Below are 19,445 nucleotides of genomic sequence, written 5' to 3' on the forward strand. Positions count from 1 at the left end.
GAGATTTGCCCAACCCACAGGAGGATATGCCATGGCCGCGAGACAGCCTGTGCCAACGGTATTCCGGCAGCTGCTGGGCGATGCAGGGGTGGTTGAGCCAGGTGACGCCAGCGCGGCGTATCTGGCGGAACGCCGCGGGCTTTTTGCCGACCGCTCGGTCGCGGCCGTTGTGCGGCCCGGCAGCACGGACGAGGTGGCTGCCGTGCTTCGCCAGAGCGCAACGGATGGCCTCGCCGTGATTCCACAGGGCGGCAATACCGGGCTCTGCGGCGGGGCAGCACCCGGCACGAATACTGAAGGCACGATCGTGCTCTCGCTGGAGCGCCTCAACACAATCCGCGCAGTCGATGCCGAGAATTTCAGCCTGACCGCCGAGGCCGGCTGCACGCTCAGTGCCGTCCAGCAGGCAGCCGCCGCCGTTGATCGGCTCTTTCCCCTGAGTTACGCGGCTGAGGCCGACTGCCAGATCGGCGGCAACCTGGCCACCAATGCGGGCGGCATGAATGTCCTGCGCTATGGCAATGCCCGGGAGCTCGCGCTCGGCCTCGAGGTCGTGCTGGCCGACGGGCAAGTCTGGGACGGCCTGCGCGCCCTGCGTAAGGACAACAGCGGCTACGATCTGCGTGATCTGTTTATCGGCGCCGAGGGCACCCTCGGGATCATCACCGCTGCGACCTTGCGCTTGTACCCGGCGGTTCGCGAGCGGGCGACCTGTATCGTCGGCCTCGACGACGTGGCATCGGCTGTGGCGCTGTTCGCGCGCCTGCGGGCCGAGAGTGGGGACACGATCACCAGCTGCGAGCTCATGGGGCGGATGCCGCTCGAAACCGCGATCGCCTACGCACCGGACTGTCACGAGCCTCTGCCCGCGCAGCATCCCTGGTATCTGCTCGTGGAGCTCAGCAGCAGCGCGCGCGATGGCGACCTCGCCCGCCGGCTCGAGCGCGCCCTGGCGGAATCACGTGACGGTGTCGGCGACTATCGGATAGCGAGCAATGCCGATCAGGCCACCGACTTCTGGCGCTTACGCAACCGCATCCCCGAGGCCCAGAAAAGCGCGGGCGCCAGCATCAAAAACGACATCTCCGTGCCCATCGCGGACATGCCTGCATTTTTGCAGGCCGCCTCGGAGGCCGTAATCGCCCGATGCGAGGGCGTGCGGATCTGCGCGTTTGGCCATATCGGTGATGGGAATATTCACTTCAACCTGACGCAGCCAGCCGGCATGGAGCCATCGGTTTTTCTTGCCCAGTGGGAGCGTCTCACGCAGGCCGTTCACGACGTTGTGATGGGTTTTCGCGGGTCGTTCGCCGCCGAGCACGGCGTCGGTCAGCTCAAGCCCGGCGAGGTCGCCCGGCTCAAAGATCCGGTGGAACAATCGCTGATGCGGTCGCTGAAAGCGGCCCTGGATCCGGACAACCGCTTGAACCCCGGCAAGGTCGTGCCGCCCGGGCCGAGTTAGTCGAGGCCGCGACGCCGTAACAGCCAGGCGGTGTAGAAGCTGGCCACGGCCGGTGCGAACGTTGCCAGAATCGCCACCCAAATCCAGGCGTTGGACGGGCGCACCAAGGCCTGCAGGCCCGCGGGGCCTGCAGTCATCCATAACGCGCCGGTGCCAATCACCACCACGTTCAGTGCGATGGCCAGAAAAATCCACCCGAGTTTTTGCTGAAACCGCGCCGGCTCGTTCATGCCTCAACCTCCTCCAGTGCCGCGTTCACCGGTGCTCCGATGGCGATCTCACCACCCATGAGCACGCGCGCCGTGATCCCCCCGTGGCCGCGCATCGCGTTGTACCCGCCAGTGCCCAAGGATCGTTCCATGAATGAGCACGGGTCACATACCCCAGTGCCCTCCAGCAGGACATCACCGATGCGAAAGCGCGCCTTGCGCAACGCATACAGGTTAATGCCGCTGACCACCAGGTTGCGCCGCAGTAGCGCCGGGTCGACGCGATCGTGCCCGGTTAGGGACGCCACCACCGGCAGATGCTCGGCCTGGATCAGCGTGACAGCACGCTCACCGCTGCGCCCGGCATAGCGATCGCCCACGAGCCCGTGTGCATCGACCGTCACCGTCTCAGGCGTTGTTAACGGCGCGCGACGCGCCGGGCGCAGGCCAATCCACTCCAGTCGGCCGGCGCGCGGGTACTGACGCATCAGCGCTTTCATCGTCCACTTCATGGCGAAATCATACCGCGTTGAGTGACTGATCGTGCATGGCGGCCAGATCACGGGCGAGGCCAATGGTGGTCTGGGGCGCCACGGCCCCGATCGGCGCCAGATTCACGCCCAGCCGCGGGCGCGGTCGGCCCGCCTCACGCTGATGATCAATGATGTCGGCCCAGGTCCGGCGAATCTGCTCGAGCGAGCGCTGCGGGACGGCATCGTCCACCTCGGTCAGCCAGGCCTCCAGCGCATCGGGAATGCTCACGCCGAGCCACAGCAGAAAACGGATATTGCGCAGGCTCCGGACCGGGCAAAACGCCAGCAGCACCTCATCGGCGGTCTCGCCAATGCGCGCCATCTCATCGAGCAAATGGGTGAAGTGATCGGGCTCGTAGAGGATCTGCGTGGTGAAAAAGTCCGCGCCCGCCGCGGTTTTGGCGGCCATGCGCGCCGCCTCGTCCTCCCGTGAAGGAATGCAGATATTGCCAACGCGCAGCTCGGGAATGGTGAGCGCATCGCGCATGAGTTGGCTGGCCTCCGGCACGGTCGGGCCGGGGTAGACCGTGTCAGCCAACCCGCCGCCCACCAACACGAACTCGCGAATGCCGTACTCCGACCAGGTCTCCCGACACCAGTCCAGCAAATCCGCCGAGCGCTGGTGCACCACCACATGATTAATCATGCAGGGGATGCCCAGTCTCTCCTGGATCAGCTGACCCAGGGCCCGGGGTGCCATGCGCGGCTCAAAGGGCTTGCGCCGCTCACCCTTTTGGCTGCGGGCGGGCTCTTCGTGAATTTCCGGGATGTTGACCCGATCCAGTGGCCGAGCGGCATGGACCTGTGCGACCTTTTCAATGACCGCTTCGACGGCCGCCTCGCCGCGATGGCGCTCGGGCGGCACGGCTTCAAGAACTGTTTTCACGGGACAGTGTTCTTCCTGGTGGACGAGATAGACAAAGAATGAATGAGTCTCCGGACCGCACTTCGCGGCGTCAATGTTAATCTCAGGGCAACACACAGGAGACCCCCCTCATGACTCGATTTGCACGCCTGCTCCTAATCGCTGGCCTGGCCCTCGCGCTAGCCGCCTGCAGCCAGACCAACCAGACGTTGCGCCTGTCACCGAACCCGCCCGAAACCGGGCCACCGATCGGCGATAGCGCCAGCGTCGGTTTTCAGGTCCTTGATACGCGCAACGATCGCGACCTCGGCGTGCTCGAAAACCCAGATGGCAGCATTGTGCAGCTGGTCGCCGAGCAGGATGTGGCCTACGCCGTCCAACTGGCCGCCGCGCAGGCGCTACGCGGGTATGATTTCGATCCTGGCGTCTGGGATGCGGGCCGCGCTCCCCGACTCGAGATCCGCATCACCGCGCTGGAGCACGAAGTGATCGCCGGGGTGCCTTACGAACTGGAGACCGAAATCGCTCTCCAGGCAACGGCTTGGGTACAAGGCGACCGGTACACGACCCGCGCGCGCGCCACGGCGAGTGATCAACGCGCCCTGCCACCGCGAGCCAGCGCTAATACCGAGGCCATTGAAAAGGCGATCACGCGGGCACTGACCCAGCTGCTCGACGCGCCGCTCGCCGAGTTCCTCGCCGGTAACCGCTGAGCGACGCGGCATGGATGATCAGGTCACGCTGCCCGCACCGCGGGCCGACTGGGCGTTGTTTCTGGATTTTGACGGCACGCTGGTGGACATCGCTGCCCACCCGGATGCGGTGGCGGTCTCCCCCGAACTGCACGAGCTGCTGCGCACACTCACCCAGACCCTGCACGGGGCCGTCGCGATCGTCTCCGGGCGCAGTCTGGACGGACTCGATGCGTTGCTGAATGGGGCGCTGCCCGCCATGGCAGGTATCCACGGCCTGGAGCGCCGGGACGGCCGGGGCCAGGTCTACCGCCCCATGGATCGGACCGAGAGCTTTGCCGAGGCACGAGCCGCCCTGAGTGCCTTTGTCGAGCAGCACCCCGGCACCACGCTTGAGGACAAGGGCAACGCCCTGACCCTGCACTATCGCGGCGCGCCCGAGTTAGCCGGGGAGGCCGAGGCGCTGCTGCGCACGCAGTGCGAAGCGCTTGGCGAAGAATTTCGGCTATTGCGCGGCAAACAGGTGCTGGAGCTAAAGCCCGCGGGCCATCACAAGGGCACGGTCGTCGAGGCCTTTCTGGCCGAGGCACCTTTCGCCGGCCGCACCCCCGTCTTTCTGGGCGATGATGTGACCGACGAAGACGCCTTTGCCGTGGTGAACCGCCTGGGTGGGCATTCCATTCGGGTCGGCACCGACCGACCCACTGCCGCTCGGTATCAACTGGAATCGGTTCATGCCGCGCTGCAATGGCTGGGGAGCCTGTCCGAACAGATCGACTAGGGCACGAGTGCTAGACTCAAGGGCATGAAAGCCGAATCGACCAACCTTGAACTCGGCGTGATTGGTAACTGCCAGATTGCCGGGCTCATCAACGCTGAAGGCGCACTGATCTGGGCCTGCCTGCCCCGCTTTGATGCCGAGCCCGCGTTCTCCCGGCTGGTGGACACCGAAGATCACGGCCACTTCACCATTGAGCTGAACGACCAGTGCGATGCCACGCAATATTACCGCCGCAACACCGCGGTGCTTTGCACCGAGCTGACGGATCGCAGCGGCGCGGTGCTGCGCATCATCGATTTCTGCCCGCGGTTTCGCCAGTACGGGCGCCATTACCGCCCGGTCATGATGATTCGGCGCCTGGAGGTATTGCGCGGTAATCCGGTCATCCGCACCCGGTTGCGACCGTCGATGGGCTGGGACGGCACCGACCCGGACATCACCCGCGGTAGCAACCATGTCCGCTATTTGCGCAGCCAGCAGGTGCTGCGGGTCACCACCGACGCGCCATTGACCCATGTCCTCGACGAAACGCCCTTTGTCGTCGACAGCACCATGACCTTCGTGCTCGGCCCGGATGAGAGCGTCAAGGAGACCGTGGGCAGCATGGGCCGGCGCTTCCTGGAGCTGACCGAGGCCCATTGGCGGGAGTGGGCACGGTCGCTGGCCATACCCTTCGAGTGGCAGCGCGAGACCATTCGCGCCGCCATCACCCTCAAGCTATCGGCCTACGAAGACACCGGCGCCGTGGTGGCGGCCTTCACCACCTCCATCCCCGAGGCTGCCGACAGCGGCCGAAACTGGGATTACCGCTACTGCTGGCTGCGGGATGCCTACTTCACCGTGCATGCCCTGAACCGCCTGGGCGCCACGCGCACCATGGAGGGCTTTTTGCGCTACATCATTAACCTGGTGGCGGGCGCCGAGGACCAGAAGCTCCAGCCGCTCTACGGTATTGGCGGCGAGCGGCGAATCGAAGAGGAAACCGCCGACGCCCTCGCCGGCTATCGCGGCATGGGGCCGGTGCGCGTGGGCAATGCTGCCTATCATCAGGACCAGCACGATGTGTATGGCACCGTGGTCCTCGCGGCGACTCAGGCGTTTTTTGACGAGCGCCTGGAGCGGCCTGGCGACCGCGCCCTGTATCACCGGCTCTGCGCCCTCGGCGAGGAAGCGGCACGCCTTTACGATCAGCCCGACGCCGGCATTTGGGAATACCGTGGTCGGGCGCGGGTGCACACCTACTCGGCGATGATGTGCTGGGCGGCCTGCGACCGCCTAGAGCGCATTGCCCTGCGCCTGGGCCTTGATGCCGATGCCCGGCGCTGGGGCGCGCAGGCCAACACCATGCACGAGAAGATCAGCACCGAGGCATGGAACGACGAACTGGGCGCCTTCACCGAGACCTTCAACGGCGACACCATGGACGCCAGCCTGTTGCTGATGAACGAGCTCGGCTTTCTGCGGGCCGACGATCCGCGCTTTGTCGGCACGGTGAACGCCATCGAACGTGACCTGCGCCGTGGCGATCACCTGTTCCGCTACTCCGCCGAGGATGACTTCGGCCTGCCCGAGAACGCGTTCAACATCTGCACGTTCTGGTTTATCGACGCCCTGCAGGCCATCGGCCGGGGCGATGAGGCGCGCGCGCTGTTCGAGAACATGCTGAGTCAGCGCACGAAACTTGGCCTGCTCTCCGAGGATCTCAAACCCGAGGACGGTGAACTCTGGGGCAACTTCCCCCAGACCTACAGCATGGTTGGACTGATTAACGCCGCCATGCACCTCAGCCGTTCCTGGGAGGAGGCATTGTGAGTCGACTGGTCGTGGTCTCGAACCGGGTGCCGAACCCGCGGGCCACCCAACCGCAGGCCGGTGGCCTGAGCGTGGCCCTGTCCGGTGCCCTCAAGCGTCGGGGCGGGATGTGGTTTGGCTGGGATGGCCAGTTGAGCCAGGGGCCGGTCAGCCGTCCCCGCATCGAGCAGGCCGACGGCATCGACTACGCCACCCTGCCCCTGTCACGGGCAGATTACGACGATTTCTATCTCGGCTATTCCAACGCGGTCATCTGGCCGGTGTTCCATTTCAACCTGGGCGCCATGGACTATCAGCGCAGTCACTCCGAGGGCTATGCGCGGGTGAATGCGCTGTTTGCCGATGCCCTGACCCCGCTGCTTGAGCCCGATGACACGCTCTGGGTCCATGACTATCACCTCATGCCCCTGGCCCGCGAGTTGCGGGAGCGCGGCGTGCGCCAGCGCATTGGGTTTTTCCTGCATATCCCCTTCCCCGACTACGATGTACTGCGTGCCATGCCGGGCCATCGTCAGCTTCTGGAAGACTTGTGCCGATTTGATCTGCTGGGCTTTCAGACCGAAAACGACCGCCATGCCTTTGAAGAATCGGCGAGTCTCGCGGTGGGCGCGTTGGTACACGAGCCCGGCCGACTGCGACACCGCAATCGCGAGCTTCGCACCGGCGTCTACCCGGTGGGGGTGGATGTTGATGAGCTGGCAGACGTCTCTCAGCGCACCCTGACCGCTCCCCGTGTGCGCCGACTGCTCGATGGCCTGGGTGAGCGTGATCTGATCATTGGTGTCGACCGGCTCGACTACTCCAAGGGCCTCGAGCAGCGGTTTCGCGCCTTCGAGACCCTGCTGCAGGACTACGCCCACCGCCGCGGGCACACGGTGCTCATGCAAATCGCCAGTCCGTCGCGGAGCAGCATCAGCGAGTACGCGGATCTGCGCCAGCGCCTGGAGGGATTAACGGGGCATATCAACGGGACGTACGCCGATCTCGACTGGGCACCCATCCATTACCTGAACAAGACCTTCGCCCGGGGCTCGCTCATGGGGCTGTATCGGGCCGCCCGGGTGGGACTGGTCACGCCGTTGCGCGATGGCATGAACCTGGTAGCCAAGGAATACGTCAGCAGCCAGGACCCCGAGAACCCAGGCGTGCTGGTGCTCTCGGAGCTTGCCGGTGCCGCCGCAGAGCTGGAGGCCGCCGTGTTGGTCAACCCCTATGACCTCGACTCCATCGCGGCCGGCGTGAACACCGCGCTGGCCATGCCCCTGCCTGAGCGCCGCCGCCGCCATGCCCAGATGATGGACGTCCTGCGCGCCAATGCCATCGATGTCTGGGAAGCCCGATTCATGGCCGATCTGACAGGTCCGGCCGAATCGGCTGACTGAGACCTCCCCCCGCCATGGCCCGGGTGATCATGCACGTGGACATGGATGCGTTCTTCGCATCGGTCGAGCTCCAGCGCCATCCCGAGCTGGTCGGCCAGCCGTTGGTCGTGGGCGGCAAGGGCGACCCCAGCCAGCGTGGCGTGGTCTCCACCGCGACCTATGAGGCGCGGGTGTTCGGCATCCACTCCGGCATGCCCCTGCGCACCGCGGTGCGGCTATGTCCGGATGCCGTGTTCCTGCCCGTGGATTTTACGGCCTATCGCGCGGCCTCGGCCCGTGTCTTCGAGCATCTCCAGCAGGTCAGCGAGGCCTTTCAGCCGGTGGGCCTTGACGAGGCGTACATGGACCTCAGCCACCGCCAGGCGGACGCCGTTGCCCTTGGCGCCCAGCTCAAGCGCGACATTCACGCCGACACCGGGCTGGTTGCCTCGGTGGGGATCGGGCCCAATCGACTGCTCGCAAAGATTGCCAGTGATCTGGAAAAACCCGACGGGCTAACGCATCTCACCGCGGATGACGTGCCCGGCCGTGTCTGGCCGCTGCCGGTGCGCACGCTACACGGCGTTGGCCCGCGCACCGCTGAGCGCCTGGCCACGCTGGCCATCGAGACCATCGGTGATCTGGCCAACATGCCCCTGGCGCGGCTTCAGGCGGTGTTCAGCGCCCGCCATGCCCACACCCTGCACGCGGCTGCCCACGGCCTTGACGACCGCCCAGTCCAGACCGAACGGGTGCGCAAGTCCATCGGCCGGGAGCGCACGTTTCAGCAGGACTGCCGAAGCAGCGGGCGACTGGCCTACGAGGCGCGGGTGATGCTCGACGATGTCCACGGCCGGCTGCAACAACGCGCCCTCGCCGCGCGCACGGTCACGGTCAAGCTGCGCTACCGCGACTTCACCACCCACACGCGTTCGCGCAGCCTCGGTGCGGCGACTCAGCAGATCGACGCCCTGGCCGAAGCGGTGGAGCAATGCCTGTTTGCCCATCATCTGCATCGCGCCGTGCGCTTGCTGGGTGTCCAACTCTCAGGACTTGAGGTCGCCATGCCTGATCGCCAAGGCGGTTAATCCGGGGGTTCACAATTCCCCGGCTTGTATGCGATACCATGTTGCACAGCAACATTTTTCGCTACAGGAGCCGCGCCCATGACCGTCCGCAACCTCGACAGTCTCTTCAAACCGCGCTCCATTGCCCTGATCGGCGCCAGTCGCCGGGCCAATTCCATTGGGTCCGTGGTCGCGCGCAACCTCTTCAACGCCGGCTTTGATGGCCCGATCATGCCGGTGAACCCCAAGTACAGCGCCATCGAAGGAGTGCTGTGCTACCCGGATATCAGTGAACTGCCTGTCACGCCGGATCTGGCCATTGTCTGCACCCCACCGCAGACGGTGCCCGACATCGTTGACGAGCTTGCCCGGCATGGCACGCGCGGCGTGGTGGTGATCACCGCCGGCTTTGGCGAGGGCAATGACGCGGACGGCATGGCCCTGCGCCAGCGCATGCTGGATGCGGCCCGGCCGCATCTCACCCGCATCATCGGGCCGAACTGCCTTGGCATTCTGGTGCCGGGCATGGGGGTGAACGCCAGTTTCTCGCACCTTGCCCCGCCCGAGGGCCGGATTGCGTTCGTGACGCAGTCCGGCGCGATTGTCACCTCGGTCCTCGACTGGGCAGAGCGCCGCGGCATCGGGTTCTCGCACATGATCTCGCTCGGTGACATGGCGGATGTGGACTTTGGCGATACGCTCGACTACCTGGCGAACGATCCGAACACCCGCGCCATCCTGCTCTATGTCGAGGCGATCACCGATGCCCGCAAGTTCATGTCAGCGGCCCGGGCCGCGGCGCGCATGAAGCCGGTTATCGTGGTCAAGGCCGGTCGCCACGCGGCCAGCGCCAAGGCCGCTGCCTCCCACACCGGCGCACTCGCCGGCTCGGATGCCGTTTACGACACGGCCTTCCGCCGCGCCGGTATGCTGCGCGTGGACACGCTCGGTGAGCTGTTCGCCGCCGTGGAAACGCTCGCGACCAGTGAGCCGCCAGCCGGCGATCGCCTGACCATTCTGACCAACGGGGGCGGGATTGGCGTCCTCGCCACCGACGCGCTCATCGGCCATGGCGGTCAGTTGGCCGAGCTGCCCGAGGAGACCGTCACGGCGCTGAACGAGGTCCTGCCCGCCACCTGGTCGAAGGGCAATCCGGTGGACATCATCGGCGATGCCCCCGGCAAGCGGTATGCCGATGCGCTCACCACGCTGGCAGACAATCCGGACTCTGACGCCATTCTGGTACTGAACTGCCCGACCGCGGTCGCCGATAGCATGGACGCCACCGAGGCCGTTATTGCCGAGCAGCAAGGGCGCCATCGCGGCCATGGCCAGCGTCAGACCCTCTTTACCTGCTGGGTGGGTGAGCATACCGCCCAGCAGTCGCGACGGCGGTTTGCCGAGGCCGGCATACCCAGCTACACCACCCCCGAGGGCGCGGTGCGGGCGTTCATGCACATGGTCGCCTACCGCAAGAGCCAGGAGCAGCTCCTGGAGACACCCCCGTCGGTGCCCGAACTCTTTACGCCAGACTACGAGACGGCAAGTCAGTTGGTCGAGACGGCGGCCGCCGAGGGCCGGGAGATCCTGAGCGAACCCGAGGCAAAGCGGCTCCTGGCCGCCTATGGCGTTGAAGTGGTCACGACCGAGGTCGCCAGCAGTCCGAGCGATGCGGCCGAGGCCGCAGATCGGCTGGGCTATCCGGCGGCCATCAAGATCCTGTCGCCCGACATCACCCATAAAAGCGATGTCGGCGGCGTTGCCCTGGATCTGGAGGATGCCGCGGCCGTACAGCATGCGGCTGAGGCCATGGAGCGGCGCGTCGCGGAGACCTACCCCGATGCGACGCTGAGCGGCTTCAGCGTTCAGCCCATGGTTAAGCGCGCCGGATCTTGGGAGCTGATCGCCGGGTTTACGGAGGACGAGCAGTTCGGCCCGGTCGTGCTCTTCGGCCAGGGCGGCACCGCGGTGGAGGTCATTCAGGACCAGGCGCTGGGCCTGCCTCCGCTGAATCTGAAGCTGGCCCGGGAGATGGTGACGCGGACCCGCGTCTATAAGCAGCTCCAGGGTTATCGTGATCGCCAGTCTGCCGATCTGGATGCGATCGACTTAACGCTCACCCGCATCGCCCAGATCGCCGCGGATCTCTCGCGCGTCAAGGAGCTCGACATCAACCCATTGCTCGCCTCCTCCGAGGGCGTGGTCGCCCTGGATGCCCGCGTGCGCATTGGCGAAAACGGCCAGGGCAGTCGGCGGTTGGCGATTCGGCCCTATCCCCGCGAGCTCGAGAAAACGGTCACCGCCGATGATGGCAAACACTACCTGCTTCGCCCGATCCTGCCCGAGGATGAGCCGGCGCTGCACCGGGCGTTTGCCCACCTCACCCCCGAGCAGATCCGGTTGCGGTTTTTCGCACCGATGAAACAGCTTAGTCACATGGCCGCAGCGCGCTTTACCCAGATTGACTACAACCGGGAAATGGCGCTGATCATCACCGACCCGAACAAGGTGCCCGGCGAGGCCGAGCTCTACGGTGCGGTGCATATTCATGCCGATCCGGATGGCGAAAAGGCCGAGTACTCCATTGTCGTTCGCCACGACCTGACCCGACAGGGCCTGGGGCGGCTGTTAATGGAGCACGTCATTGACTACGCCCGGCAGCGCGGTATTGCCGAGATCGACGGCGATGTCCTGCGGGAGAACCAGCCGATGCTCGCGCTGTGCCGGCAGCTCGGTTTCGAGGAGCATGTGGATACCGATGAGCGCGACATCATTCGGGTCACGCTAGCACTTGCCACGGATAGCGGCGGGGGCTGACCCCGCCGCGTCCTAGCGGTATTTCAGGATCTCCATGAGTTCGCCGACAATCTCGTCGGCGTCACCGCGTGCCTGGGCGTTGGTCACGTGGTGGTGGAGATGGCTTCGCAGCACGGCATCGCCGACCTTGGCCAGGGCACCGTCCACGGCCTTTAGTTGGCGCAGAACATCCACGCAGTAGACGTCATCACGCTCGAGCATGCGCACGATGCCCTCGACATGCCCCCGCACCGAGGCGAGGCGCTGACGCGCCGAATCCCGAACGGCGGGCTCAAGCGCGAGCTGGCAATGGGTTGGATCGGCCATCCGTTACCTCCTGGCGATGGCGGGACGGCTGGAAGCGCCGCAGCCGCAGTGAATTGGTCAGCACAAACAGACTCGAAAGGCTCATGGCCGCCGCGGCCGCCATCGGGTTCAACAACCAGCCGGTCAGCGGGAAAAGCACGCCGGCCGCGACCGGGATCAGCAGGACGTTGTAGCCGTAGGCCCAGACGAAGTTGCCCTGAATGGTGCGATGGGCGCGGCGCGCCAAAGTCACCGCATCCAGCAGGCCATTGAGGTCGGCACGCATGAGCACGGCATCCCCGGCCTCGATGGCCACATCGGTGCCGGTGCCGATGGCGATGCCCACGTCGGCTCGGGCGAGCGCCGGGGCATCATTGATGCCATCGCCCACAAAGGCGACGCGCTGGCCCTCACCCTGCAGGCGCTGAACCTCACGGGCCTTGCCCTCGGGCAGCACACCGGCCATCACTTCATCAATGCCAAGCCGCCGGGCCAGGGCATCGGCTGTGGCAGCCTGATCCCCGGTGACCAGGGCCACCCGCAGGCCCATTGCCTTGAGCCCAGCGATCACCGCAGCGCTCTCCTCGCGCGGCGGATCGGCCACTGCCACCACGCCGAGCAACTGGCCATCGACCGCGGCATACACCGTGGTCATGGCATCGGCAGCCAGCGCCTCGGCCGTGGCCTGGACCGAGCGGGTATCCACCCCCAGCCATTCCATGTAATGCGCCGCGCCGACGTGGACATAACGCCCGTCCACACGGGCCTCAACGCCGTAGCCAGTGACCGAGTCGAAATCCGTCGCCTTGGGGATCGTCAAGCCCCGGGACTGGGCGGCCTCGACGATGGCCGTTGCCAGCGGATGCTCGCTATGCGATTCCACGGCGGCAATTAAACCCAGCGCCTCGTCCTCGGCGCCAGTGGCCACTTCCAGATGGGTGAGCTGGGGGCGGCCGACCGTGAGCGTCCCGGTTTTATCAAGCACCATCGTGTCGGCACGCGCGAGGGCCTCCAGGGCCGCGCCACGACGCAACAGCATGCCGTTCTCCGCACCCTTGCCGGTGGCGACCATCACCGCCGTGGGCGTTGCCAGCCCCATAGCGCAGGGACAGGCGATGAGCAGCACACTGACGGTGGCGACAAAGGCGTAGGACAGCACCGGATCCGGGCCGATGGTGAGCCAGATCGCCGCGGTAGCCAGAGCCACCACCAGCACGATGGGCACAAACACCCCGGCGATGCGATCGGCCATTTGCTGGATGGGTGGCTTTTCGGACTGGGCCCGCTCGACCATGTCGATGATCTGCGCCAGCACGGTCTCACCGCCAACCCGCGTCGCCTCGAAGGTGAGGGAGCCCTGGCCGTTCACCGTGCCCGCAACGACCTCATGGCCGGCCTGTTTGGCCACGGGCACGGGCTCACCGGAGATCATCGACTCGTCCACCCGTGACTGACCCTCGAGGATGTTGCCATCCACGGGGATGCGTTCACCCGGGCGCACCAGCACCTGATCGCCGGCGGTCACGGCGTCGATGTTTACTTCAACCGCCTCACCCGCGCGCAGCACGCGGGCGGTTCTGGCCTGCAATCGCAGCAATCGGCGAATGGCCTGCGAGGTGCGCCCGCGCGCAATCTGCTCGAGATATCGGCCGAGCAGGATCAGCGTGATGATCACGCCCGATGCCTCAAAATAACTGCCCGCCGTCCCGGGCGGGAAAATCCCGGGCACGAACAACACCAGTAGAGAGTAAAAATACGCCGCCCCGGCACCGATCATCACCAGGCTGCTCATGGCAGGCGCTGCATGACGCATTTCTTTCCAGCCGCGCTGGAAAAACCCGCGCCCGGCCCAGAACACCACCGGGGTGGCGAGCAGCCACTCAATCGCAATCCACGCGCGCTCGGGTAACCACTGGGTGTAGAGCTCCTGCCCCCCAGGCAGATGGCGGCCCATGGCCACGATCACCAGGGGCACGGTGAAGGCCGCGGCCAGCATGAGCTGGCGACGCAGTCCGATGCGCTCCTGGTCCTGCGCGCTTGGCCCGGCCTCGCTCGTTCCAACGCCATAACCCGCGTCTTCCACGGCTGTCACCAGCGCCTGGCGGCTGGTTGCGCCGGTTAAACTGGTGACCCGTGCATTGGAGAGGCCCAGGTTGACCTGCGCGCTCACCACGCCAGGCACTGCATTCAGGGCCTTCTCGACATGACTCACACAGCCGCCACAGGTCATGCCGGTGACCTCGAGCGTGATCTCGGTCGTCGCCGCGGGATAGCCCGCCTCCGCCAGGGCCGTGGCAGCCTGACTGGCCACATCACTGGCCTCGGCATCGGCGTTAAGCGTCAACTCCGCCCGTGCCGTTGCGAGGTTCACCGTGGCGTCGGCGACGCCGGGTAGCGCCTGCAGGACAGTTTCCACGCGCCGCACGCAACTGCCACAGGTCAGGCCCGTCACTTCCAGGTTGAGGGTTTTCTCCGCCATCGCGCACCTCGTTGATTGATTCAAGGTTAGGTTACCCCTCCCCCCGGGGGGTCGGTCAAATCATCTAGACAAAAAAAGAGGGCCCGAAGGCCCCCTTTGCAGATGCCGGAAATCCCTTTCCGGATGAGGAGAGGTCAGTCCTTGATTACATGCTCTCGCGCCAGCCGGCGACGAGATCGTCGTAAGGCACGGTCTCACCCTGCGGCTTCTCGTCATCGAGGGCCGGCTTCGGTGCGCCTTCCTGGTCGAACCAGTAGTCCGCATCGCGCAGGTCGTTCAGACGCGGGCCACAGCGATCTTGCACGTCGGCGCGTTCAAGCCGCTCCATCACCCGATCCTGCTCACTGGCGAGGTTGTCCATCGCCTCCTGCGGCGTCACCTCACCGGTCACGGCCGAGGCCACGTTGGACCACCAGAGCTGGGCCAGACGCGGATAGTCAGGCACGTTCGTGCCGGTATCCGTCCACATCTCCCGATCCGGGCTGCGATAGAACTCAACCAGACCACCCAGGCGCGGCGCCCGCTCCGTCATCGACTCATGCATGATGTCGGACTGGCGAATCGGGGTAAGGCCCTCGTGGGTCTTCTTCAGCGACACGACCTTGGAGGTGGCGAACTGGGCATACAGCCAGGCGGCCTTGCGGGCCTCCGGATCGGCATGCTCGAACAGCGTCCAGGAACCGATGTCCTGATAACCAACCTTCATGCCCTCTTCCCAGTACGGCCCATGGGGCGACGGGGCCATACGCCATTTCGGCGTGCCGTCCTCGTTCACCACCGGGGTGCCTTCCGCGGCCATCGGCGCCGTGAAAGCGGTGTACCAGAAGATCTGCTGGGCGATATGCCCCTCGGCTGGCACGGGGCCCGCCTCGGAGAAGGTCATGCCGGAGGCCTCCGGCGGTGCGTAGGCATCGAGCCAGTCGATGTACTTGGTCAGTGCGTAGACCGAGGCGGGTGCGTTCACGGCACCACCCCGACGGACGTCAGACCCGACGGGATGGCAATCCTCAACACGAATGCCCCATTCATCGACGGGCAAACCGTTGGGCAGGCCCTTGTCACCCGCACCGGCCATGGACAGCCAGGCGTCCGTGAAGCGCCAACCCAGCGACGGATCCTTCTTGCCGTAATCCATGTGGCCATAGATCTCGCGGCCATCGAGCTCACCGACGTTCTCGGTGAAGAACTCGGCGATGTCCTCGTAAGCCGACCAGTTCACCGGCACACCCAGCTCGTAACCGTAGATGTCCTCGAACTGTGCCTGCAGGTCCTCGCGCTGGAACCAGTCGTAACGGAACCAGTAGAGGTTGGCGAACTGCTGGTCAGGGAGCTGGTAGAGCTTACCGTCCGGTGCCGTGGCGGCATCCAGACCGATGAAGTCGTCCAGATCCAGGTACGGCGAGGTCACATCGGCCCCTTCGCCTTCCATGTAATCCGTCAAGGGCAGGACCTGCCCATAACGATAATGGGTACCGATCAGGTCAGCGTCGTTAATGTACGCATCATAGATCGGCTCGCCAGACTGCATCTCGGTCTGCAGGGCCTCAATCACATCGCCCTCACCAATCAGGTTATGGGTCAGATTGATTCCCGTCAGCTCGGAGAAGGCCTCGGCGATGACGCTGGCCTCGTATTCATGCGTCGGAATCGTCTCGGAGACGACGGACACGTCCATGCCCTCGAACGCTTCAGCGGCTTCGATGAACCACTCGATCTGCTCCATCTGCTCCTCGCGGCTCAGCGTCGAGGGCTGGAACTCTTCAATCCACTTTTCAGCGGCGGCCTCCTGCTCGGCCGTGAGCGCCTGGGCATTGCCCAGCCCGCCGATGCCCAGCGCGGCAGCTACCGCCAACGCCGTCAAAGGCCGCATGGCATTTTTCTGCTCTTTCATTGCTTTCTCCTCCAGGAGGGGATCGTTGATCCCGTTACCCAAGGCAGCGGCGCCAGCCTATCCAGCGCTTGCCTTTTTCATGTCAAGCAGGGCTTTTGCACCTGCAAGTCGGTCAGCCCCAGCGCAACATCACCGCCGCATAGACGATGGAAATGCCCGAGGCCATCAGCAGGCTGGCGTCACTGAACGCCAACCAGATTAAGTGGATGTAGGCCGAACCCAGCAGGCTCATGAACAAGCGGTCGCCCCGCGTGGTCGGCACCGGCAAGAAACCCTTGCGCTCGTAGGTCGGCATCACGAACTGCAAGACACCAAACACCACCAGCATGAGCGCGATGCAGATAAAGAAAATGGCGACTGGCTGAGTCCACGCCATCCAGGCGAGGGTGAAGCCTTCTTCCTGTGTTGCATTCACGGCCATACCCCTCTGTTCAGACCCGGCCCAGGGCGAAGCCGCGGGCGATGTGTTTACGCACGAACCAGATCACCAGTGCACCTGGCACCAGCGTGAGCACGCCGGCGGTTGCGAGCAGCCCCCAGTCAAGGCCCGACGCGCCCACCGTGCGCGTCATCGTGACCGCGATCGGCTTGGCCTCGGTTGAGGTGAGCGTGCGGGCCAGCAGCAGCTCGACCCACGAGAACATGAAACAAAAGAACGCCGTCACGCCGACCCCCGAGCGAATCAGCGGCAGGAAAATCGTCAGGAAGAACCGTGGCCAGGAATAGCCATCCAGATAGGCCGTCTCATCGATTTCCTTGGGCACGCCCGACATGAAGCCTTCGAGGATCCACACGGCCAGCGGCACGGTGAACAACGTGTGCGCCAGCGCCACAGCAATGTGGGTGTCGAACATGCCGATGCTCTCGTAGAGCTGGAAGAAGGGCAGCAGGAAGACCGCCGGCGGCGCCATGATGTTGGTCAGCAGCCAGAAGAACAGGTGCTTGTCACCCAGGAAGTTGTAGCGCGAGAAGGCGTACGCCGCCGGCAGCGCCACGGTGAGCGAGATCACCACGTTCATCAGCACATAGAGTGTCGAGTTGATATAGCCCGGGTACCACGTCGAGTCGGTAAAGATCTTGATGTAGTTGTCCACGGTGAGGTTCTGCGGCCACAGGGTGAAGACCGACAGGATCTCCTGGTTGGTCTTCAGCGACATGATGATCAGCCAGTAGATCGGCAGCATCAGAAAGACGAGCCACAGGCCGAGGAAGATGTAACGTCGATTCGAATCCACGACTTATGCCCCCCGGTCCATGTTGAGAATCGTTAGATAGAACACGTAACTGAACAGCAGGATGATCAGGAAGTAGATCAGCGAGAACGCGGCCGCTGGCCCCAGATCAAACTGCCCCACCGCCATGGTGGTCAGGCGCTGACTCAGGAACGTGGTGGCATTACCCGGGCCCCCGCCGGTCAGCACGAAGGGCTCGGCATAGATCCGGAAGCTGAAGATGAACCGCAGCAAAATCGCGATCAGCAACACGCCTTTCAGCTTCGGGAGCTCGATGTAGCGGAACACGGCCCAGCGCGAGGCGCCATCGATCCGTGCCGCCTGGTAAAACGCATCAGGAATCGCTTGCAGGCCGGCATAGCAGAGTAGGATCACCAACGAAGTCCAGTGCCAAACGTCCATCACCAGGACGGTGAACCAGGCATCGAGGGTGTTGCCGGTGTAGTTGTAATCAAACCCCAGACTATTCAGGGCAACGCCGGCCAGGCCGACATCAGGCCGGGCAAACACCTGCCAGATGGTGCCCACGACGTTCCAGGGCACAAGCAGCGGCAGGGCCAGCAGCACCAGGGCCACGGAAACCCACGGGCCCTTGCGCGGCATGCACAGGGCGAGCGCAATACCCAGCGGAATCTGAATTACCAGGATCGCGCCAGAGAACAGGAACTGACGGCCAAGGGCATCGCGTAGCCCGGGATCTCGCAGTGTCTGCACGAACCACTCGGTACCCACGAAAAATCGCGAGTCCGGGCCGAAGATGTCCTGCAGCGAGTAGTTGACCACCGTCATCAGCGGGATGATGGCGCTAAAGGCCACCACCAGGACGACCGGCAGCACCATCAACCAGGCCCATTGGTATTCACGCTTTTCCACGTTCTCTCCCCCTAGCCGACGAGCTTGTCGTCGGCATACAGCAGCGCGTTGTCACGCGGGAAAACCACCTGCAGGCCGTCGCTGCCGATCTTTTCGGATTCTTCAAGACGGATCTTCAGCGGGTGCTGACCGAGATGGCCACTCACGAGCTGGTAGTCGCCCAGGTCTTCAACGCTATCCACTTTCACCCGGTGGCCGGTTTCGCCCGGCGCAGCCGGCCGAATCAATCCAGGCCGGATGCCGAGCTGGAGCGCACCGCCTGCCTTGGCCGCCGCGTCCGCCATCGCCGGATCCACGGCAATGCGCTCGCCATCCACAATGGCTTCGCTGCCCTCAACCTGGCAGTCCATGAAATTCATGCCGGGGCTGCCAATGAAGTAGCCCACGAAGGTATGCGCCGGGCGCTCGAAGAGCGCCTGCGGCGTGCCGACCTGCAACACCTGCCCCGCCAGCATGACCACCACTTTGTCCGCAAAGGTCATCGCCTCGGTCTGGTCATGCGTCACGTAGACGAGGGTCAGGTTGAGCTGCTCGTGGACTTCACGGAGCTTGCGCCGGAGCTGCCATTTCAAGTGCGGATCGATCACGGTCAGCGGTTCGTCGAAGAGCACCGCGGCCACGTCCTCGCGCACCAAGCCACGGCCCAGAGAAATCTTTTGCTTGGCATCGGCCGTCAGGTTGCGGGCCCGACGCGTGAGCACATCGTCCAGGCCAAGCATGCCCGCGATGTGCTGAACCCGCTGCTCAACGTAGTCCTCACCATGGCGGCGATTACGCAGGGGGAAGGCGAGGTTATCGAACACGCTCATCGTGTCGTAGATCACCGGAAACTGGAAAACCTGACCGATATTGCGCTGCTCGGGGGCGAGCTGGGTGACGTTTTGCTCGCCAAAAAGCACCTGGCCTTCCGAGGGCTGAACCAGCCCGGAAATGATGTTGAGCAGCGTCGTCTTACCACAGCCTGACGGACCGAGCAGCGCGTAGGCGCCGCCGTCCTCCCAGACATGCTGCATGGGCTGCAGGGCGTAGTCACCGCCCGGGGCGTACTGATGAGCCAGTTGATTGAGTTCGATTCGGGCCATGGTG

General features: G+C 64.8%; 17 protein-coding genes. 7 read left to right on the forward strand and 10 right to left on the reverse strand.

Annotation, left to right across the window (positions count from 1 at the left end):
• Positions 1-31: 31 nt before the first annotated feature.
• On the forward strand, positions 32-1,462 hold the full coding sequence (locus tag SPISAL_RS08000; protein ID WP_016353968.1) for an FAD-binding oxidoreductase: 1,431 nt from the start codon (positions 32-34) through the stop codon (positions 1,460-1,462).
• Here SPISAL_RS08000 and SPISAL_RS08005 read toward each other — a convergent pair.
• The 3 genes from SPISAL_RS08005 to SPISAL_RS08015 are packed head-to-tail and all read right to left on the reverse strand — an operon-like array spanning position 1,459 to position 3,090.
• The gene (locus SPISAL_RS08005) at positions 1,459-1,692 is read right to left on the reverse strand and encodes a hypothetical protein (protein WP_016353969.1); all 234 of its coding nucleotides are present in this window, start codon (positions 1,690-1,692) and stop codon (positions 1,459-1,461) included. The genes SPISAL_RS08000 and SPISAL_RS08005 overlap by 4 nt on opposite strands.
• A complete protein-coding gene (locus tag SPISAL_RS08010) occupies positions 1,689-2,183 on the reverse strand; it encodes an MOSC domain-containing protein (RefSeq protein ID WP_041389316.1) in 495 nt (164 codons plus the stop codon). Before SPISAL_RS08010 ends, SPISAL_RS08005 begins: the two co-directional genes overlap by 4 nt.
• 7 nt (positions 2,184-2,190) lie before the next feature.
• Positions 2,191-3,090 carry a mycobacterial-type methylenetetrahydrofolate reductase gene (locus SPISAL_RS08015; protein ID WP_016353971.1) on the reverse strand — a complete coding sequence of 300 codons (900 nt, stop codon included), beginning with the start codon at positions 3,088-3,090 and terminating at the stop codon, positions 2,191-2,193.
• A 110-nt stretch (positions 3,091-3,200) separates the two neighbouring features.
• Here SPISAL_RS08015 and SPISAL_RS08020 point away from each other — a divergent pair, with 110 nt between their 5' ends.
• The 6 genes from SPISAL_RS08020 to SPISAL_RS08045 all read left to right on the forward strand — a co-directional run bounded on the left by SPISAL_RS08020 (position 3,201) and on the right by SPISAL_RS08045 (position 11,599).
• Positions 3,201-3,782 carry a YajG family lipoprotein gene (locus SPISAL_RS08020; RefSeq protein WP_016353972.1) on the forward strand — a complete coding sequence of 194 codons (582 nt, stop codon included), beginning with the start codon at positions 3,201-3,203 and terminating at the stop codon, positions 3,780-3,782.
• 10 nt (positions 3,783-3,792) lie between these two features.
• Positions 3,793-4,542, forward strand: a complete 750-nt coding sequence (gene otsB / locus SPISAL_RS08025) for a trehalose-phosphatase (protein WP_016353973.1) — start codon at positions 3,793-3,795, stop codon at positions 4,540-4,542.
• A gap of 24 nt (positions 4,543-4,566) precedes the next feature.
• Positions 4,567-6,354 (forward strand): glycoside hydrolase family 15 protein, encoded by a 1,788-nt coding sequence (locus SPISAL_RS08030; protein WP_016353974.1) that lies wholly within the window; start codon positions 4,567-4,569, stop codon positions 6,352-6,354.
• Positions 6,351-7,736, forward strand: a complete 1,386-nt coding sequence (locus SPISAL_RS08035; protein WP_016353975.1) for an alpha,alpha-trehalose-phosphate synthase (UDP-forming) — start codon at positions 6,351-6,353, stop codon at positions 7,734-7,736. The genes SPISAL_RS08030 and SPISAL_RS08035 overlap by 4 nt, the downstream gene beginning before the upstream one ends.
• Before the next feature lie 14 nt (positions 7,737-7,750).
• Positions 7,751-8,803: a DNA polymerase IV gene (gene dinB / locus SPISAL_RS08040; RefSeq protein WP_016353976.1), complete on the forward strand. Its 1,053-nt coding sequence runs from the start codon at positions 7,751-7,753 to the stop codon at positions 8,801-8,803.
• Positions 8,804-8,881: 78 nt separating this feature from the next.
• Positions 8,882-11,599, forward strand: coding sequence for a bifunctional acetate--CoA ligase family protein/GNAT family N-acetyltransferase (locus tag SPISAL_RS08045; RefSeq protein ID WP_016353977.1), 2,718 nt, complete (start codon positions 8,882-8,884; stop codon positions 11,597-11,599).
• A 12-nt stretch (positions 11,600-11,611) separates the two neighbouring features.
• Here SPISAL_RS08045 and SPISAL_RS08050 read toward each other — a convergent pair whose 3' ends face one another.
• From SPISAL_RS08050 to SPISAL_RS08080, 7 genes are all read right to left on the reverse strand, one after another.
• Complete coding sequence (locus tag SPISAL_RS08050) at positions 11,612-11,905, reverse strand: metal-sensitive transcriptional regulator (protein ID WP_016353978.1); 294 nt, start codon at positions 11,903-11,905, stop codon at positions 11,612-11,614.
• Positions 11,871-14,363 carry a heavy metal translocating P-type ATPase gene (locus SPISAL_RS08055; RefSeq protein WP_016353979.1) on the reverse strand — a complete coding sequence of 831 codons (2,493 nt, stop codon included), beginning with the start codon at positions 14,361-14,363 and terminating at the stop codon, positions 11,871-11,873. Before SPISAL_RS08055 ends, SPISAL_RS08050 begins: the two co-directional genes overlap by 35 nt.
• Positions 14,364-14,508: 145 nt before the next feature.
• Positions 14,509-16,254: an ABC transporter substrate-binding protein gene (locus SPISAL_RS08060; protein ID WP_016353980.1), complete on the reverse strand. Its 1,746-nt coding sequence runs from the start codon at positions 16,252-16,254 to the stop codon at positions 14,509-14,511.
• Between the two features lie 112 nt (positions 16,255-16,366).
• Positions 16,367-16,675: a DUF2160 domain-containing protein gene (locus SPISAL_RS08065; RefSeq protein ID WP_016353981.1), complete on the reverse strand. Its 309-nt coding sequence runs from the start codon at positions 16,673-16,675 to the stop codon at positions 16,367-16,369.
• A 10-nt stretch (positions 16,676-16,685) separates the two neighbouring features.
• Complete coding sequence (locus tag SPISAL_RS08070) at positions 16,686-17,489, reverse strand: carbohydrate ABC transporter permease (protein ID WP_016353982.1); 804 nt, start codon at positions 17,487-17,489, stop codon at positions 16,686-16,688.
• Positions 17,490-17,492: 3 nt separating this feature from the next.
• Positions 17,493-18,359, reverse strand: coding sequence for a carbohydrate ABC transporter permease (locus tag SPISAL_RS08075; protein WP_016353983.1), 867 nt, complete (start codon positions 18,357-18,359; stop codon positions 17,493-17,495).
• An 11-nt stretch (positions 18,360-18,370) separates the two neighbouring features.
• A complete protein-coding gene (locus tag SPISAL_RS08080; protein ID WP_016353984.1) occupies positions 18,371-19,441 on the reverse strand; it encodes an ABC transporter ATP-binding protein in 1,071 nt (356 codons plus the stop codon).
• Between the last annotated feature and the right edge of the window lie 4 nt (positions 19,442-19,445).

The sequence above is a fragment of the Spiribacter salinus M19-40 genome (assembly GCF_000319575.2).
In the GTDB taxonomy this organism is placed as follows: Bacteria; Pseudomonadota; Gammaproteobacteria; order Nitrococcales; family Nitrococcaceae; genus Spiribacter; species Spiribacter salinus.

Bases quoted from the DNA above. Each gene is read 5' to 3' on its own strand.
- SPISAL_RS08020 (WP_016353972.1), top strand. From the start codon at position 3,201: ATGACTCGATTTGCACGCCTGCTCCTAATCGCTGGCCTGGCCCTCGCG.
- SPISAL_RS08000 (WP_016353968.1), top strand. From the start codon at position 32: ATGGCCGCGAGACAGCCTGTGCCAACGGTATTCCGGCAGCTGCTGGGC.
- SPISAL_RS08080 (WP_016353984.1), bottom strand. From the start codon at position 19,441: ATGGCCCGAATCGAACTCAATCAACTGGCTCATCAGTACGCCCCGGGC.
- otsB (WP_016353973.1), top strand. From the start codon at position 3,793: ATGGATGATCAGGTCACGCTGCCCGCACCGCGGGCCGACTGGGCGTTG.
- SPISAL_RS08005 (WP_016353969.1), bottom strand. From the start codon at position 1,692: ATGAACGAGCCGGCGCGGTTTCAGCAAAAACTCGGGTGGATTTTTCTG.
- SPISAL_RS08055 (WP_016353979.1), bottom strand. From the start codon at position 14,363: ATGGCGGAGAAAACCCTCAACCTGGAAGTGACGGGCCTGACCTGTGGC.
- SPISAL_RS08010 (WP_041389316.1), bottom strand. From the start codon at position 2,183: ATGAAGTGGACGATGAAAGCGCTGATGCGTCAGTACCCGCGCGCCGGC.
- SPISAL_RS08050 (WP_016353978.1), bottom strand. From the start codon at position 11,905: ATGGCCGATCCAACCCATTGCCAGCTCGCGCTTGAGCCCGCCGTTCGG.
- SPISAL_RS08045 (WP_016353977.1), top strand. From the start codon at position 8,882: ATGACCGTCCGCAACCTCGACAGTCTCTTCAAACCGCGCTCCATTGCC.
- SPISAL_RS08065 (WP_016353981.1), bottom strand. From the start codon at position 16,675: ATGGCCGTGAATGCAACACAGGAAGAAGGCTTCACCCTCGCCTGGATG.
- SPISAL_RS08060 (WP_016353980.1), bottom strand. From the start codon at position 16,254: ATGAAAGAGCAGAAAAATGCCATGCGGCCTTTGACGGCGTTGGCGGTA.
- dinB (WP_016353976.1), top strand. From the start codon at position 7,751: ATGGCCCGGGTGATCATGCACGTGGACATGGATGCGTTCTTCGCATCG.
- SPISAL_RS08030 (WP_016353974.1), top strand. From the start codon at position 4,567: ATGAAAGCCGAATCGACCAACCTTGAACTCGGCGTGATTGGTAACTGC.